At 70.9% G+C, this 16,827-nt stretch carries 16 protein-coding genes; 9 read left to right on the top strand and 7 right to left on the bottom strand.

The genetic code is table 11. The features are described 5' to 3' along the window. Positions 1-75: 75 nt before the first annotated feature. Positions 76-1,407: a dicarboxylate/amino acid:cation symporter gene (locus ACOZ90_RS06390; protein WP_422892808.1), complete on the top strand. Its 1,332-nt coding sequence runs from the start codon at positions 76-78 to the stop codon at positions 1,405-1,407. 70 nt (positions 1,408-1,477) lie between these two features. Continuing rightward, positions 1,478-3,478, top strand: coding sequence for a transketolase (gene tkt, locus ACOZ90_RS06385; RefSeq protein ID WP_422892807.1), 2,001 nt, complete (start codon positions 1,478-1,480; stop codon positions 3,476-3,478). A gap of 39 nt (positions 3,479-3,517) precedes the next feature. Here tkt and ACOZ90_RS06380 read toward each other — a convergent pair whose 3' ends face one another. Next, positions 3,518-3,826, bottom strand: a complete 309-nt coding sequence (locus ACOZ90_RS06380) for a BolA family protein (protein WP_422892806.1) — start codon at positions 3,824-3,826, stop codon at positions 3,518-3,520. A 120-nt stretch (positions 3,827-3,946) separates the two neighbouring features. On the opposite strand from ACOZ90_RS06380, the gene ACOZ90_RS06375 reads away from it, so the two are divergent. Beyond that, positions 3,947-4,315 carry a BlaI/MecI/CopY family transcriptional regulator gene (locus ACOZ90_RS06375; protein ID WP_422892805.1) on the top strand — a complete coding sequence of 123 codons (369 nt, stop codon included), beginning with the start codon at positions 3,947-3,949 and terminating at the stop codon, positions 4,313-4,315. Continuing rightward, positions 4,305-5,462, top strand: a complete 1,158-nt coding sequence (locus tag ACOZ90_RS06370; RefSeq protein ID WP_422892804.1) for a M56 family metallopeptidase — start codon at positions 4,305-4,307, stop codon at positions 5,460-5,462. Before ACOZ90_RS06375 ends, ACOZ90_RS06370 begins: the two co-directional genes overlap by 11 nt. A 17-nt stretch (positions 5,463-5,479) precedes the next feature. Here ACOZ90_RS06370 and modC read toward each other — a convergent pair whose 3' ends face one another. From modC to ACOZ90_RS06345, 5 genes are all read right to left on the bottom strand, one after another. After that, a complete protein-coding gene (gene modC, locus ACOZ90_RS06365) occupies positions 5,480-6,100 on the bottom strand; it encodes a molybdenum ABC transporter ATP-binding protein (RefSeq protein ID WP_422892803.1) in 621 nt (206 codons plus the stop codon). Further along, complete coding sequence (modB, locus tag ACOZ90_RS06360) at positions 6,094-6,783, bottom strand: molybdate ABC transporter permease subunit (protein ID WP_422892802.1); 690 nt, start codon at positions 6,781-6,783, stop codon at positions 6,094-6,096. The genes modC and modB overlap by 7 nt, the downstream gene beginning before the upstream one ends. 21 nt (positions 6,784-6,804) lie before the next feature. Then, positions 6,805-7,590, bottom strand: coding sequence for a molybdate ABC transporter substrate-binding protein (modA, locus tag ACOZ90_RS06355; protein ID WP_422892801.1), 786 nt, complete (start codon positions 7,588-7,590; stop codon positions 6,805-6,807). A gap of 68 nt (positions 7,591-7,658) precedes the next feature. Beyond that, on the bottom strand, positions 7,659-8,486 hold the full coding sequence (locus ACOZ90_RS06350) for a S1/P1 nuclease (RefSeq protein ID WP_422892799.1): 828 nt from the start codon (positions 8,484-8,486) through the stop codon (positions 7,659-7,661). A 73-nt stretch (positions 8,487-8,559) separates the two neighbouring features. After that, positions 8,560-9,180, bottom strand: coding sequence for an OmpW/AlkL family protein (locus ACOZ90_RS06345; protein WP_422892798.1), 621 nt, complete (start codon positions 9,178-9,180; stop codon positions 8,560-8,562). Between the two features lie 175 nt (positions 9,181-9,355). Here ACOZ90_RS06345 and gap point away from each other — a divergent pair, with 175 nt between their 5' ends. The 4 genes from gap (at position 9,356) to ACOZ90_RS06325 (ending at position 14,460) form a co-directional block, all read left to right on the top strand. Beyond that, positions 9,356-10,357 (top strand): type I glyceraldehyde-3-phosphate dehydrogenase, encoded by a 1,002-nt coding sequence (gene gap / locus ACOZ90_RS06340; protein WP_422892797.1) that lies wholly within the window; start codon positions 9,356-9,358, stop codon positions 10,355-10,357. 277 nt (positions 10,358-10,634) lie between these two features. Beyond that, the gene (locus tag ACOZ90_RS06335; RefSeq protein WP_422892796.1) at positions 10,635-11,825 is read left to right on the top strand and encodes a phosphoglycerate kinase; all 1,191 of its coding nucleotides are present in this window, start codon (positions 10,635-10,637) and stop codon (positions 11,823-11,825) included. A 60-nt stretch (positions 11,826-11,885) separates the two neighbouring features. Beyond that, positions 11,886-13,352 carry a pyruvate kinase gene (gene pyk, locus ACOZ90_RS06330; protein WP_422892795.1) on the top strand — a complete coding sequence of 489 codons (1,467 nt, stop codon included), beginning with the start codon at positions 11,886-11,888 and terminating at the stop codon, positions 13,350-13,352. 97 nt (positions 13,353-13,449) lie between these two features. Beyond that, complete coding sequence (locus tag ACOZ90_RS06325) at positions 13,450-14,460, top strand: class I fructose-bisphosphate aldolase (RefSeq protein ID WP_422892794.1); 1,011 nt, start codon at positions 13,450-13,452, stop codon at positions 14,458-14,460. 42 nt (positions 14,461-14,502) lie between these two features. On the opposite strand, the gene cysK is transcribed toward ACOZ90_RS06325, so the two are convergent. Further along, a complete protein-coding gene (cysK, locus tag ACOZ90_RS06320; RefSeq protein WP_422892793.1) occupies positions 14,503-15,456 on the bottom strand; it encodes a cysteine synthase A in 954 nt (317 codons plus the stop codon). Positions 15,457-15,644: 188 nt separating this feature from the next. Between cysK and ACOZ90_RS06315 the strand changes: the two genes are divergently transcribed. Continuing rightward, positions 15,645-16,775 (top strand): efflux RND transporter periplasmic adaptor subunit, encoded by a 1,131-nt coding sequence (locus ACOZ90_RS06315; protein ID WP_422892792.1) that lies wholly within the window; start codon positions 15,645-15,647, stop codon positions 16,773-16,775. Positions 16,776-16,827 lie beyond the last annotated feature (52 nt).

Below are 16,827 nucleotides of genomic sequence, written 5' to 3'. Positions count from 1 at the left end.
TGGCATTTTCCGCGCCGGCAGCGGTTGCGCCTTTGTTAAGCTGCGCCATTCCCGATTTCCCAGAGCACATCACGAATGACCTCGAAGGCGTCCGGCCAGAGCGGCCTGCAGCTGCACACCAAGATGCTGATCGGCTTCGTCGTCGGCGCCACGCTGGGCATCGCGGCCAACCTGTTCGTCGGCGAAGCGGCCTGGCTGGACGGCGTCATCGAGTACTTCACCGAGCCGGTGGGCCAGCTGTTCCTGCGCCTGCTGTTCATGCTGGTGGTGCCGCTGGTGTTCTCGGCGCTGATCCTGGGCGTGGTCGAAATCGGCGACCCGCGCTCGCTTGGGCGGCTGGGCGGCAAGGCGCTGCTGTGGGTGCTGGGCACCACCACCATCGCGGTCACCATCGGCCTGGTGGTGACCCACATCATGCAGCCCGGATCGGGCATCGATCCGGCGCTGCGCGACGCCTTCATGGCCGACGCCGACATGGTTGTGGCCGCCGGCAACCAGCCGCTGGGCATCGTCGACATGCTGCTCAACATGGTGCCGCGCAGCCCGGTGCAGGCGGCGGCCAACAACGACCTGATCGCGGTGATGTTCTTCTCGCTGATGTTCGGCGTGGCCGCCACGGTGGTGAACAGCGTGGGCACCCGCAGCTTCGTCGGCGCGGTGCAGGGCGTGTTCGACATCAGCCTGAAGCTGATCGACTGGGTCATCCGCACCGCGCCGTACGCGGTGGCGGCGCTGCTGTTCACCCTGACCGCGCGCATGGGCCTGGATCTGATGGTGCAGTTGGGCTGGTTCGTGCTGACTGCGGTGGTGGCGCTGTCGCTCCAGTTCTTCGGCACGTTCTCAATCGTGCTGGCGACCCTGGCCAAGCGCAATCCGCTGGAGGTGTTCCGGCGTGCGCAGCCGGCGCTGCTGACGGCGTTCTCCACCTCCTCCAGCGCGGCCACGCTGCCGACCTCGCTCAAGGTGGCCGAGCACAACCTGGGCGTGCCGCGGCGGGTGGCGCGGTTCGTGTGCACCCTGGGCGCCACGGTGAACATGAACGGCACCGCGCTCTACGAGGGCGTGACGGTGCTGTTCCTGGCCCAGCTGTTCGGCGTGGATCTCACCCTGACCCAGCAGGTGATGATCCTGATGATGTGCATCATGGGCGGGATCGGCGCGGCCAGCGTGCCGGGCGGCTCGCTGCCGGTGATCGCGGCGATCCTGGTGATGTTCGGCATCCCGGCCGAGGGGCTGGCGATCATCCTGGGCGTGGATCGGTTCCTGGACATGTGCCGGACGACGGTCAACATCGGCGGCGACATGGTCGGCGCGGTGGTGGTCGGGCACAGCGAGAGCCGCTACGACCACGACGACATCGATCTGGACGAGGCCACGCCGGTGGAGCAGGGCTCCGGCCCGGCCTGACCGCGGGGCGAATCGTGGGACAATACGCGCCCCCGCTGCCCGGGGTGCCGCCCACAACCGTCCGGATCCAATGACCAAGCCGACCCGCCGCGAACTCGCCAACGCCGTCCGTTTCCTCTCCATCGACGCGGTCGAGGCCGCGAAGTCCGGCCACCCCGGCATGCCCATGGGCATGGCCGACATCGCCGAGGTGCTGTGGAACGACCACCTGCGCCATAGCCCGGCCAACCCGAAGTGGTTCAACCGCGACCGTTTCGTGCTTTCCAACGGCCACGGCTCGATGCTGCTGTACTCGCTGCTGCACCTGTCCGGCTACGACCTGTCGATCGAGGAGCTGAAGAACTTCCGCCAGCTCGGCCATCGCACCCCGGGGCATCCGGAAAACTTCGTCACCGACGGGGTGGAGACCACCACCGGTCCGCTGGGCCAGGGCTTCGCCAACGCGGTGGGCTTCGCGCTGGCCGAGAAGCTGCTGGCGCAGCGCTTCAACCGCCCCGGCCACGAAATCATCGACCACCGCACCTGGGTGTTCCTGGGCGACGGCTGCCTGATGGAAGGCATCTCCCACGAGGCGGCTTCGCTGGCCGGCACCTGGGGCCTGGGCAAGCTGGTGGCGTTCTGGGACGACAACCGCATTTCCATCGACGGCGACACCGCCGGCTGGTTCACCGACGACACTCCGGCGCGCTTCGAGGCCTACGGCTGGAAAGTGATCCGCGGCGTCGACGGCCATGATCCCGACGCGATCAGCGCCGCGATCAACGAGGCCGTTGCCGGCGACGACCGCCCGGTGCTGGTCTGCTGCCGCACCACGATCGGCTTCGGCTCGCCCAACAAGGCCGGCAGCGAATCCACCCACGGCGCGCCGCTGGGCGCGGACGAGATCGCCGCCACCCGCCAGGCGCTGGGCTGGGAGCACGGCCCGTTCCAGATCCCGCAGGCGATCGCCGACGGCTGGGATGCGCGCGAGGCCGGCCGCGAGCGCGAGCAGGCCTGGAACCAGGCCTTCGACGCCTACGCGCAGGCCTTCCCCGACGAGGCCGCGGAGCTGCTGCGCCGCTCGAAGGCCGAGCTGCCGGAAGGCTTTGCCGCCGCCGCCGACGCGTACATCGCCAAGCTGCAGGCCGAAGGCCCCAAGGTCGCCTCGCGCAAGGCCTCGCAGATGGCCATCGAGGCCTTCGCCCCGCACCTGCCGGAGCTGGTGGGCGGCTCGGCCGACCTGGCCGGCTCCAACCTGACCATCTGGAGCGGCAGCAAGGACGTGGCCGGCGACGACGCCAACGCCAACTACGTCTACTACGGCGTGCGCGAGTTCGGCATGACCGCGATCAGCAACGGCCTGGCCCTGCACGGTGGCTTCCTGCCCTACGACGCCACCTTCCTGGTGTTCTCCGACTACGCCCGCAACGCGGTGCGCATGAGCGCGCTGATGGGCGCGCAGGCGATCCACGTCTACACCCACGACTCGATCGGCCTGGGCGAGGACGGCCCGACCCACCAGCCGGTGGAGCACATGGCCTCGCTGCGGGCGATCCCGCACAACGACGTCTGGCGGCCGTGCGACGCGGTGGAGTCGGCGGTGGCGTGGAAGCGCGCGATCGAGCGCCACGACGGCCCGAGCTGCCTGGTGTTCTCGCGCCAGACCCTGGCCCACCAGCCGCGCAGCGACGAACAGGTCAGGCAGATCGCCTGCGGCGGCTACGTGCTGGCCGATGCCGAAGGCGGCAGCCCGGATCTGATCCTGATCGCCACCGGCTCGGAGGTCGGCATCGCGATGGAGGCCAAGGCGAAGCTGGACGCCGACGGCGTCCGCACGCGCGTGGTGTCGATGCCTTCGACCGATGTATTCGACCGCCAGGACGCCGGTTACCGCGAGTCGGTGCTGCCCGACGCGGTGCGCAAGCGGGTGGCGGTGGAAGCGGGGATCACCGGCTTCTGGCGCCAGTACGTGGGCCTGGACGGCGCGGTGGTCGGCATCGATCGCTTCGGCGCGTCCGCGCCGGGCGACGTGCTATTCCGGCACTTCGGCTTCACCGCCGACGCCATCGTCGAGGCTGCGAAGGGGCTTTGACGCATCCCCCGGGCGGGCCCAGGCCCGCCCGGTCACCCGTTACAGGTCGTGCTTGCTTCCGCCGCGGCAGCGCGGCGAGTCGGGCGCGGCGCCCTGCGCGGCCCACTCGTCCGGCGTGTAGGTATGCAGCGCCAGCGCATGGATTTCCTGCATCAGCGGGCCCAGCGCGGCGTACACCGCCTGGTGGCGGCGCACGCGCATCTTCCCGGCGAAGGCGTCGCTGGCGATGACCGCCTTGTAGTGCGTTTCCAGCCCGCGGCTGTGCATGTGGCTTTCGTCCAGCACCTCCAGGTGGGCCGGATCGAGGCCTTGCAGCGCGCTGCGGATGCGTTCGAGCTTGGTGTCCATGCGGCCATTATCGCCGATGCGACGACAAGCTCCCTGGGTCGGATCCGCAGCCGCGTCCCATCGCTTGACATGGTCGATTACGGGTGTAATCTGAAAGCCTGTTGATTACAGGTGTAAACCATGCAGGTCAGCGACGCCGAATCAGTCGTCATGGAAGTGCTCTGGGGCCGCAGCCCGCTCGGGGCCGACGAGGTGGTGGCCGCGCTGTCCACGCGCAGCGACTGGGCCGAACCCACCATCAAGACCCTGCTCAACCGGCTGCTGAAGAAGGGCGCCATCCGCGCCGAGCGCGACGGCCGCCGCTATCTGTACTCGCCGGTGCTCACGCGCGAGGCGTGGGTGGCCAGCCAGAGCGAGGGCGTGCTGGAGCGGCTGTTCGGAGGCAGGGTTGCGCCGCTGGTGGCGCACTTCAGCGAGCGCGGCAAGCTCAGCCAGCAGGACATCGACGAGCTGAAGCGCCTGATCGGAGAGATCGACGATGAGCGCTGAGCCGCTGCTGCGCTGGCTGGTGGACGGCACTCTGGCCGTCACCGCGGCGATCGCCCTGGTGCTGCTCCTGCGCATCCCGCTGCGGCGCGCATTCGGCGCGCGCGTGGCCTACGGCGCCTGGGCCCTGGTGCCGCTGGCCCTGGCCGTGGCCGCCCTGCCGCGCCCGGGCACCGGCCAGTCGCTGGCGCCGGAGCTGCTGGCCCTGCACCCGGGGGTGCTGGTCGTGGCCACGGTCGAAGGCGCACCTGGCGCCGCGGGCGCAGCGGTGGGATGGCCGCTGCTGCTTGCCGGCGGCTGGCTGCTGGGCGCGGTGCTGTTTGCGCTGTGCTTCATGCGCCAGCAGCGGCGCTTCGTGGCCGGCCTGGGCCGGCTCCGGCGCGAAGCCGGCGGCGTGTGGCGCGGCGCCAACGTGCCCGGCCCGGCCTTGGTCGGCGCACTGCGTCCGCGCATCGTCCTGCCGATGGACTTCGAATCACGCCTGGGCGCGGACGAAGCCGCCCTGGTGCTTGCCCACGAGCGTGCGCACCTGGCCCGCGGCGACACCCGCGCCAACCTGGTCGCGGTTGTGCTGCGCTGCCTGCAGTGGTTCAACCCGCTGCTGCACTGGGCCGACAGCCGCTTCCGCCTGGATCAGGAGCTGGCCTGCGACGCCGCGGTGCTGGCCCACGACCCCTCCGCACGCCGCCGCTACGCGGGCGCGATGTTGAACGTGCAGCTGGCCGTCCCTGGACTGCCGGTCGGCTGCCATTGGCAGTCCAGCCAATCGTTGAAGGAGCGAATCCTCATGCTGAAGAAGTCCGAACCCCGCGTCCGTCGCCGTCGTCTTGGTATGGTCGCGCTCTGCGTCCTGGTATCGGCCACCAGCTACGGCGCGTGGGCCTTCCGGCCCGCCGACACTGTTGCAGTGGCCGCAACCGTCTCCGGCCAGCCGCCGGCCGCCCCGGTCAACCGGGAGGCAAGCGTGGAGCAGGCGTCACGGGCCCTCGCGCCCCCGCGCTATCCCGCCGAAGCCGCTCACAAGTGGCGGTTCAATCCGGCCACCAGGGACGGCGAGCCGGTGGAAGCCTGGATGCGGGTGCCGGTGGAGTTCGAGATCGGCGATCCGGAGCCGGACGCGCAGGATGGCGATGCCGGCGTCACCGGCTGAGTCGCCTGCGGCCAGGCTCAGGCCAGCGCGTGCACCGCGCTGGCCAGCCGCCTCACCTCCTCGGCGCGGTGGCTGACGTAGAGCATTGGCAGGCGCACCTCGTCGCGCACGCGCAGCAGGTAGGGGATCAGCTCCTCGCGCCGGGCCTCGTCCAGCGCCGAGAGCGGTTCATCGAACAGCAGCAGCTCCGGCTGCGAGAGCAGGGCGCGGCCGATGGCCACCCGCTGCGCCTCGCCGCCGGAGAGGTTGCCGGGGCGGCGGGCGAGCAGGGCGCCGATGCCGAGCAGCTCGACCACGCTGTCCAGTTCGAACGCGGGCGCCCGGCCCCGGTCGGCATGGCGGCCATAGAGCAGGTTGTCGCGCACGTCCATGTGCGGGAACAGGCGCGCGTCCTGGAACACGTAGCCGATCCGCCGCCGGTGCGCGGGGACGTCGATGCGGCGCGCGCTGTCGAACAGCGTCCGCCCATCGACTTCGATACGGCCCGAGCGGGGCTTCACCAGCCCGGCGATGGCGTTGAGCACGGTGGTCTTGCCCGAACCCGACGGGCCGACCAGGGCGACGATGCGCGCCTCGTCCTCGATCCGCACGCGGCGCTCGAACCCGCCGCGCCGCAGCTCGACATCCAGGCTCAGCATGCGTCCTCCTCCGGCCCGCGCTGGCGGCGCACCAGCCACTCAGACGCCAGCAGCGCCAGCAGCGAAATCGCCACCGCCACCGCGGCCAGGCGCCAGATGGCCGCTTCGCCGCCGGGCACCTGCATCAGGCCGTAGATGGCCGAGGACAGGGTGCGGGTCTCGCCGGGAATGGCGGAGACGAAGGTGATGGTGGCGCCGAACTCGCCCAGCGCCTTGGCAAAGCCCAGCACCGTGCCGGCCACCAGCCCCGGCCACGCCAGCGGCAGGGTGATGGTGAAGAAGCGCCGCCACGGCGATGCGCCCAGGGTGGCCGCGGCCTGTTCCAGCCTGCGGTCGACGTTCTCAATGGAGAGGCGGATGGTGCGCACCATCAGGGGGAAGCCCATGATCCCGGCCGCCAGCGCCGCGCCCGTCCAGCGGAATGCGAACTCGATCCCGAACCGGCCCAGGAACTGTCCGACCGGCCCCTGGCTGCCGAAGCCCACCAGCAGCGCATAGCCCACCACCACCGGCGGCAGCACCAGCGGCAGGTGCACCAGCGCGTCCAGCAGCGCCTTGCCGGGAAAGCGCCTGCGCGCCAGCAGCCAGCCCACCGCGACCGCCAGTGGCAGGCTGGCCAGCGCCGCGACCGCGGCGACCCGCACGCTCAGGGCGATGGTGGTCAGTTCCTCGGGGGTGAACACCGGCGGCCGTCCGCGACCGGCTCAGCGCAGGGTGAAGCCGTGGCGGCGGAAGATCGCGCCGGCCTCGGGTGAGGCCAGCCAGTCGACGAAACCGGCGGCGCGCTCGTGCCGGCTCGCCGCCACCCGCGCCGCCGGGTACACGATCGGCGCGTGGGAGTCGGCCGGGAAGGTGGCCACTACCCGCACCCGCGGCTCGGCCTGGGCGTCGCTGCCGTAAACCACGCCCAGCGGCGCCTCGCCGCGTGCGACCAGCATCAGCGCGGCACGCACGTTGTCGGCCTCGGCCACCCGCAGCGCCAGCGCGTCCCACATGCCCAGCGATTCGAACGCCTCGCGCCCGTACTTGCCGGCCGGCACGGACTCGACCAGGGCCATCGCCAGGTGGCCGTCGCCCAGCCGCGCCAGCAGCGCATCCGCACCGGCGGCCAGATCCAGCGGCGGCACCTCGCCCTGCGCCGGTGCGACCAGCACCAGGTCGTTGCCCAGCAGGTCGCGGCGGCTGCCGGCGTCGATCAGCCCGCGCTCGCCCAGCCAGTCCATCCACGCCAGATCCGCGGAGACGAACACGTCGGCCGGCGCCCCCTGTTCGATCTGCCGGGCCAGCGCCGAACTGGCGGCGTAGGACACCTCCACCTGCGGCCCGCCGGTTTCGGCATGGGTGGCCGTGGCCTCGTCCATGGCGTCCTTGAGGCTGGCGGCGGCGAAGACCAGCAGCGGTTCGCCGCCGGCGGGCGGTGCGGGGCGTTCGGCGCAGGCAGCCAGGGCCAGTGACAGCAGGGCGGTGAAGATCAGTCGGGCGGTGGTCATCATGCGCCAAAGGTAGCGCATTGCCGCCGCGGTCTGGGCCGGGCGGCGCAGGCCGCGGGCAGGAGCGCTCAGCGGCCGGAGCCGGGATCGAGCGTCCGGTTGAGCAGCGTGGCCAGGCGCTGGCCGGCGATGACGATGCGCTGCTCGGCCACCGGGCGCCAGCGGTACACGTAGTCCAGCGTGACGACGTGCTCCGGCGGGTACACCCCCTCCTGCAGCACCACGGCGCAGGACTCCTCCGCCCAGCTGCCCGGAGTGCCGTGGGCCGGGGCATCGACCTGCAGTTTGCCCAGCTCGGCCAGGTGCCGCTCTTCCGATTCGCGCAGGCTGTGGAACAGGCTGCTGTCCCAGAGCGCGTGCAGGTTGGTGCCGTGGCCGTTGCGGGTGCCGTCACGCAGGTTGACCTGGGCGCTGTTGCCGCCGCGGTCGTGGGCGTAGCCGGCGTGCATGGGCTGGTGCACGTCGCCGACGAAGTGGACGACGAACTTCAGCGCCTGCAGCCGCTCGCCATCGCTGCGTGCGGTATCGCCGAGGATCGCGGCCTGGTCGTTGATCGCCTCGATCACGCAGTCGCTGCCGGGGCAGTCGCGCGCCGGCTCGTAGCGGCAGCCGCTTTCGCCGATGTTGACGTAGTGCCAGCGTGCGCTGCGCCGGCCCAGGTCGGGATCGCGTTCGCGCAGCTCGTCGGCCCAGGTGGAAATACCGGCCAGGGAGCGGTTTTCCGGATCTTGTTCGCCGGCCAGCAGGGCCTCGACCTGGGCTCGCGCAGTGGGCGTGAGCGCGGACTCGGCGACGTGGCCGACCAGGCGGTGGCCGCGGCTGCCCCAGGCGTGAGCGGGGCCGGCGAGCAGGAACAACAGGGCGAAAGCGATGAGGATCCGGTTCATGGCGGCCATTCTAGCGGCCCGAATGACAGGCGCCGCCGCGGACGGGCCGCGGCGGCGCCAGGTGGTACGCCGAGCCGGTGGATCAGAACTTCAGCACGTAGGCCGCGCCGTACACCAGCGGATCGATGTTGGCGGTGCCCAGCTTCACGCCATCCACCTTGACGTCGCTTTCGATGTCCATCCAGCGCACGTCCACGCGGATGGCGCCGCGCTCGCCGACGTCGAAATCGATGCCCGCGTGGGCCGCCAGGCCCCAGGAGTCACCCAGCTCCAGCTCGGAGGCGGCCAGCGCGCCGGTGGTGCCTTCGCTGAAGAAAGTGGTGTAGTTCACGCCCAGGCCCAGCAGCGGACGCACGGTGCCCCCGCGGTTGAAGTGGTACTGCAGGCTGACTGTGGGCGGCAGGTGCTTGGTGCCGCCGACCTTGCCCAGGCCGTCGATGTCGATTTCATGGCTGAACGGCGCGGCCGCCAGCACTTCCAGGCCCAGGCCGTCGGCGATGAAGTATTCGAAGGCGATGGTCGGGCGGATGCTGCTGCCGATGTCCAGATCCATGGTGCCGCCGGCCAGCGAGCCGTTGTCGCTCTTGGGGGCCACCTGGTGGGCGCCGATGGCCAGGGTCCAGTCGCCGGCCGACTGCGCGGCGGCGGGCAGGGCGAAACACGCCGCGGCAACGGCGAGCAGGGCGGGGGAGAGTCGTTTCATTGTTTTTCCTTATGGGGTTGTTGCGTCCCTGCCACTGTCGCGTTTCCGGCACGTTGCGTCGTTGATCCGGGTCAAGGCGGCGGCAGCTTCCCCGCCGTACAGCTGCTAAAATGAGGCGTTTTCCCACCCACCCATCATTCCACCGCGGTGCGCGGTGGCAGGAGTCGACGTACCCATGGCGATCAAGGTTGGCATCAACGGGTTTGGCCGCATCGGCCGCAACGTGCTGCGCGCGGCGGTGCAGAATTTCGGCGACGACATCGAGGTCGTGGCGATCAACGACCTGCTGGAGCCGGACTACCTGGCCTACATGCTGCGCTTCGACTCCGTGCACGGCCGCTTCGACGGCGAGGTGTCGGTCGATGGCAGCACCCTGTTGGTCAACGGCAAGCGCATCCGCCTGACCGCCGAGCGCGATCCGGCCAACCTCAAGTGGGACGAGGTGGGCGCGGACGTGGTGATCGAGTCCACCGGCATCTTCCTCACCGCCGAGGGCGCGCAGAAGCACATCGACGCCGGCGCGAAGAAGGTGATCATGTCGGCGCCGTCCAAGGACGCCACGCCGATGTTCGTCTACGGCGTGAACCACGGGAAGTACGCCGGCGAGGCCATCATCTCCAACGCCTCGTGCACCACCAACTGCCTGGCCCCGGTGGCCAAGGTGCTCAACGACAAGTGGGGCATCAAGCGCGGCCTGATGACCACCGTGCACGCCGCCACCGCCACCCAGAAGACCGTTGACGGCCCGTCGCAGAAGGACTGGCGCGGCGGCCGCGGCATCCTGGAGAACATCATCCCGTCCTCCACCGGCGCGGCCAAGGCCGTGGGCAAGGTGATCCCGGAGCTGAACGGCAAGCTCACCGGCATGTCGTTCCGGGTGCCGACCTCCAACGTGTCGGTGGTCGACCTGACCGTGGAGCTGGACAAGGGCGCCAGCTACGAGGAGATCAAGGCGGAGATGAAGGCGCAGTCGGAAGGCGCGCTGAAGGGCATCCTCGGCTACACCGGGGACAAGGTGGTCGCCACCGATTTCCGCGGCGACGCACGCACCTCGGTGTTCGATGCCGACGCCGGCATCCAGCTCGACGACACGTTCGTCAAGCTGGTGGCCTGGTACGACAACGAGTGGGGCTATTCCAACAAGTGTCTGGAAATGGTGCGCGTGGTCGCCGCCTGACGGCGCCCTGCGCAGCCGGTACACCACAAAGCCCCGCCCCGTGCGGGGCTTTGTCATTCCGGGAGACCGTGCCGGGCGTTGCCTCGTCACACAGATGAACGCCTGCCAACGCTTTCAGGCACGTCCCCGCGCCGTACCGCCGTTGGCCCCGGCGGCCGGTTTGCTACTGCAGCGCAACAGGCGGACAATGCGCGGCTTGTGGCGGGAGTCACGCGCGTGAAACCCCGGTAATTCCGGCCCGCGCTGCGCCGAAACTCACTGATCGCGAGCAGAACCAATGGCAATTGTGCGAATGACCGACCTCGACCTGTCCGGCAAGCGCGTGCTGATCCGGCAGGACCTGAACGTGCCGCTCGACAACGGACGCATCACCTCCGACCAGCGCATCGTCGCCTCGCTGCCCACCCTCAGACGCGCGCTGGAGCAGGGCGCGGCGGTGATGGTGGCCGCGCACCTGGGCCGGCCGGTGGAAGGCGAGTGGAGCGAGGAGTTCTCGCTGGCGCCGGTGGCCGCGCGGCTGGCGGAGCTGCTGGAAACCGACGTGCCGCTGGTACGCGACTGGGTCGACGGCGTGGACGTGAAGCCGGGGCAGATCGTGCTGCTGGAAAACTGCCGCATGAACGTGGGCGAGAAGGCCGACGACCCGGCGCTGGCGAAGAAGTACGCCGCGCTGTGCGACGTGTTCGTGATGGACGCCTTCGGCAGCGCGCACCGCGCCCAGGCCTCCACCCACGGCGTGGTCCTGCAGGCGAAGCAGGCCGTGGGCGGCCCGCTGCTGATGTCCGAACTGGACGCGCTGGCCAAGGCGCTGGACGATCCCGAGCGTCCGCTGCTGGCGATCGTGGCCGGCAGCAAGGTCTCCTCCAAGCTGCAGCTGCTGACCAACCTGTGCGGCAAGGTCGACCAGCTGATCATCGGCGGCGGCATCGCCAACACCTTCATCGCGGCCGCCGGCCACCCGATCGGCAAGTCGCTGCACGAGCCCGACCTGATCGACACGGCGCACCGGATCATGGACCAGGCCCGCGAGCAGTACGCCGACATCCCGATTCCGGTGGACGTGGTGGTGGCCAAGGCGTTCTCGGCCGACGCCGAGGCGGTGGTCAAGCCGGTCGATGAGGTCGCGGACGACGAGATGATCCTCGACATCGGGCCGAAGACCGCCAAGCGCTATGCCGAGCTGGTCGGGCAGGCCGGCACGGTGGTCTGGAACGGGCCGGTCGGGGTGTTCGAGTTCGATGCCTTCGGCCGGGGGACCGAGGCCGTGGGCCGGGCGATCGCCAGGTCGCACGCGTTCTCGATCGCAGGCGGCGGCGACACCCTGGCCGCGGTCGACAAGTACGGCATCGCCGGGGACATCGGCTACATCTCCACCGGCGGCGGCGCGTTCCTGGCCTTCCTGGAAGGCAAGCAGATGCCGGCGGTGGCGGCGCTCAAGCAGCGCGCCGCCGAGCGCAAGGCCGCCTGACCCCGCGATCCGCGGTCAACGCTTTGTGCTAGGTTTCCCGGCCAATACCGGGAGACCGAATTGACCGCACACCAGCGCCGTACCCGCATCCTCGCCACGCTCGGCCCGGCCAGCGACGGCCCCGGCGTGCTCGACGCCCTGCTCGAGGCCGGCGTGGACGCGGTGCGGCTCAACTTCTCCCACGGCGACCGCGATGAACACCGCGCCCGCGCCGCGGCGGTGCGCGAGGCATCGGCGCGGCTGGGCAAGGAAGTCGGCATCCTGGCCGACCTGCCGGGCCCCAAGATCCGCATCGACCGCTTCCGCGATGGCCGGGTGGAGCTGCGGGCCGGGCAGCGCTTCGACCTGGTGGCCGACGGCTCGGTCGAGCTGGGCGACGACAGCCAGGTGGGGGTGAGCTACGCCGGCCTGCCGCGCGACCTCGCGGCCGGCGACGTGCTGCTGCTGGACGACGGCATCGTGCAGCTGAAGGTGGAGGCCATCGACGGCGCGCGCATCATCACCAGCGTGGTCAACGACTGCCCGCTGTCCGACCGCAAGGGCCTGAACCGGCTGGGCGGTGGCCTGTCGCTGGGCGCGCTGACCGACGAGGATCGCGCGTGGATCGGCTTTGCCGCCGAGCTGGGCGTGGATTTCATCGCGGTGTCTTTCTGCCGCAGCGCCGACGACATGGAGCAGGCGCGGGCGCTGGCGCGTGCGGCCGGCTCCGACGCGGCGCTGGTGTCCAAGATCGAGCGCGCCGAGGCGATCGAGAACCTGGCCGGGATCATCGACGCCAGCGACGTGGTGATGGTCGCGCGCGGCGATCTGGGCGTGGAGATCGGCGACGCCGAGCTGCCCGGGCTGCAGAAGAAGATCATCCGCGAGTCGCTGGCCCGCAACCGGGTGGTGATCACCGCCACCCAGATGCTGCAGTCGATGGTGGAAAGCCCCATCCCGACCCGCGCCGAGGTGCTGGACGTGGCCAACTCGGTCATCGACGGCACCGACGCGGTCATGCTGTCGGCCGAAAGCGCCGCCGGGCAGTATCCGGTGCGCGCGGTGGAGGCGATGGCGCGCATCTGCGTGGGCGCCGAGCGCCAGTTCACCCACGATGTCGATTTCGGCCCCGCCGGCCGCAACCTGGAGCGCGCCGACCAGGCCATCGCCATGGCCGCGATGTTCCTGAGCGAGCACATCGGCGTGCGCGCGATCGTGGCCATGACCGAATCCGGCGGCACCGCCCGCTACCTGTCCCGCTTCCGCGCCGGCGCGCCGGTCTACGCGTTCTCGCGCCACGCCGGCGCACGGCGGCGCATGTCGCTGATGCGCGACGTGTTCCCGATCGAATACGACACCCGCGGCCAGACCCCGCGCCAGGCGGCGCGCGGCAGCGTTGCCCGGCTGGTCGAGGCCGGCCTGCTTTCGCCCGGCGAGCGGATCGTGTTCACCAGCGGCGAGCACATGGAAACCCACGGCGCCACCAACACCCTGCGCCTGCTGAGGGTCGGCGAGGAAGGCCGCGCCGAGGGCCTGGGCGAACTGTAGCCGCTGCCTGGACGCGCCCCGGCGCGGGGCGCCGGTTCCGCAGCGCGGCGCGGGACTATACTGGCCAGCCCTCGCGCGGCGAAACCAGGAACCCCCCATGAGCATCGAAGATCTGGCACAGACGGCGCAGGCCCTGGTGGCCGCCGGCAAGGGCATCATCGCCATCGACGAATCCCCCGCCACCATCGGCAAGCGCTTCGCCGCGGTGGGGGTCGCCAACAGCGAGGACAACCGCCGCGCCTGGCGCGAGCTGCTGCTCACCACGCCCGGCATGGGCGAGTACATCAGCGGTGCGATCCTGCAGGACGAGACCATCCGCCAGTCGACCGTGGCCGGGGTGCCGTTCGCGAAGGTCATGGCCGAGGCCGGGATCATCCCCGGCATCAAGGTCGACGCCGGCACCCATCCGCTGGCGGGCTTCCCCGGCGAGGTGGTGACCGAGGGCCTGGACGGCCTGCGCGCGCGCCTGCAGGAGTACTACAAACTCGGCGCCCGCTTCGCCAAGTGGCGGGCGGTGATCCACATCGGCGAGGACACGCCGTCGGGCACCTGCATCGAGGCCAACGCCCACGCCCTGGCCCGCTACGCCGCGCTGTGCCAGGAGCAGGGCCTGGTGCCGATCGTCGAGCCCGAGGTGCTGATGGACGGCGACCACGACATCGAGGCCTGCTACGAGGTCACCGAGGTCACCCTGCGCGGGGTGTTCGACGCGCTGTACAACCAGCAGGTGATGTTCGAAGGCGTGCTGCTGAAGCCGTCGATGGTGCTGCCGGGGAGCGGCTGCGCCGAGCAGGCCGAGGTCGACGAGGTCGCCGAGGCCACCCTGATCTGCCTGAAGTCGGCGGTGCCGGCGATCGTGCCGGGCATCGTGTTCCTGTCCGGCGGCCAGTCCGACGAGGACGCCACCGCGCACCTGGACGCGATGAATCGCCTGCGCCCGCACCCGTGGCCGCTGTCGTTCTCCTACGGCCGGGCGATGCAGCAGGCGGCGCTCAAGGCCTGGGCGAAGGATCCGAAGGCGAACGTGGGCATGGCCCAGGAGATCGTCCTGGGCCGCGCCCGCGCCAACAGCATGGCCGCGCTGGGTGAGTGGGACGGCCAGGCCTGAGGCGCCTACGCTCCTATCGGGGGGCGGCCGTGCAGGCCTCCGTTACAGCCCCGCCAGCCACTCGTCGTCGGAGCCCTCGTTGATGTCCTGGAACAGCGGGGTGGAGAAGTAGCGCTCGCCGGTGTCGGGCAGCATCGCCAGCACCACCGCGCCTTCTTCGGCGCCGGCGGCCACCTGCAGCGCCGCCGCCACGGTGGCGCCGGCGGAAATGCCGGTGAAGATGCCTTCTTCGGCCGCCAGCCGGCGCGCGGTGGCGATGGCCTCCGCGTCGTCCACCGACACGATGCGGTCGGCGACTTCGCGGTTGAGCACCTCGGGCACGAAGTCGGGCGTCCAGCCCTGGATCTTGTGCGAGCTGAACTCCTGCCCCTGCAGCATTGCCGCCGCGGCCGGCTCGGCGGCGACCACCTGCACCTCCGGGCGCGCGACCTTCAGCACCTCGCCGACCCCGGTCAGGGTGCCGCCGGTGCCCCAGCCGGTGACGAAGTGGTCGAGCCGGCGGCCGGCGAAATCCGAGATGATCTCCGCCGCCGTGGTCTGGCGGTGCCAGGCCGGATTGGCCGGGTTGGTGAACTGGCTGGCCAGGAACCAGCCGTGCTCTTCGGCCAGCTCGCGCGCCTTGCGCACCATGCCGGTGCCGCGCTCGGCGGCCGGGGTCAGGATCACCCGGGCGCCGTAGGCGCGCATCAGCTTGCGCCGCTCCACGGAGAAGGTTTCCACCATGGTGGCCACGAATTTGTAGCCGCGCGCGGCGCAGACCATGGCCAGGGCCACGCCGGTGTTGCCGGACGTCGCCTCGACGACGGTGTCGCCGGGCTTGATCAGGCCCTTTTTCTCGGCGTCCAGGATGATGGCAAGCGCCAGCCGGTCCTTGACCGAGCCGCCGGGATTGAAGCTTTCCACCTTTGCGTACACGCTGGCGTGGCCGGGCGCCATGCGCTGCAGGCGCACGATGGGCGTGCGGCCGATCGTGTCCAGGATCGATTCGTGGATCATTGTTGGGCTCCGGTTGTGTGGGGGGCCACCGGGCCATGCCAGCCACGGCAGGTGGCGGCCCGAGTGTAACGCGCAGGCCGGCAGTCGGTTGACACGTTCACCCCGCCTGTCTGCATGCCTGACGACACAGGGCGATGACATCCGTAGCCCCTAGAATCGACCGGATGATCGTCCGCGCGCTCCCCCGAATGCGAAACCTCCCAATTCCCCGCCTTCCCACCCTTGCCGCCCTGGCGTTCGCCGGCCTGCTGCTGGCCGCGTGCGGCGACAGCGTCGGCCCCGGCGGCGGCGGGCCGGCCGGGGCCGCCACCGTCACCACCGCCCAGGCCGAACAGCAGCCCTGGAACGACACCATCGACGCGCTGGGCACGGTGGCCGCGCGCGAATCGGTGGTGGTCACCGCCAAGGTCAGTGAAACGGTGGACAGGGTGCACTTTGACAGCGGCGACGTGGTCGAGGCCGGGGCGGTGCTGGTCTCGCTCAGCGGCCAGCAGCAGCAGGCCGCGCTCAACGCCGCCCAGGCCACGGCCGAGGAGGCCGAGCGGATGTACCTGCGCCAGACACAGCTCGCCGAACAGCAGCTCATCGCCACCTCGCAGCTGGACACCCAGCGCGCCACCCGCGACGCCGCCCGCGCCCGGGTGGCCGAGATCCGCGCCAACCTGGGCGACCGCTCCATCCGCGCGCCGTTCGCCGGCGTGCTGGGCATCCGCCGGGTCAGCCCCGGCGCGCTGGTGCAGCCGGGCACCGAGATCGCCTCGCTGGACGACGTGGCCGAGGTCTATGTCGACTTCCCCGTGCCCGAGGTGCAGCTGGCCAACCTGGCCGAAGGACAGCACCTGACCGGCCGCAGCTCGGCCTGGCCCGGGCGTGACTTCGGCGGCGTGGTGTCGATGGTGGATTCGCGGGTGGACTCCAACACCCGCGCGGTGATGGTGCGCGGAACGTTCGCCAACGCCGACCGCGCCCTGCGCCCGGGCATGCTGGTGCGCATCCGCCTGGAGCGGCCCGCGCGCGAGGCGCTGGTGGTGCCCGAGATCGCCGTGGTGCAGGTCGGCCGCGACACCTTCGTCTGGCGGGTACGTGATGACGACACCGTTGAACAGGTGACGATCCAGATCGGCGCGCGCGTGGCGGGCCTGGCCGAGGTGACCGACGGCCTGGCCGCGGGCGACCGCATCGTGGTCGACGGCACCGGCAAGCTGCGGCCGGGCCTTGAGATCACCGACGTCGGTGTCGAGGACTGGTCGGAAGAGCCCGCCAGCGGCGACGTCCCGGCCAGCAGCGATGCCCTGGAAGCCGGGGTCATCGTCCAGTAGGCGTTTTCCCGGCCCAGCCGTTCCACCCAGTCTCCACAGCCAGCCCAGGTTC

The sequence above is a fragment of the Luteimonas dalianensis genome, from assembly GCF_049339425.1.
Classification (GTDB): Bacteria; Pseudomonadota; Gammaproteobacteria; order Xanthomonadales; family Xanthomonadaceae; genus Luteimonas; species Luteimonas dalianensis.
Note: the sequence above shows the minus strand (reverse complement) of the source record. Positions and strands in the feature narration are given on the sequence as shown.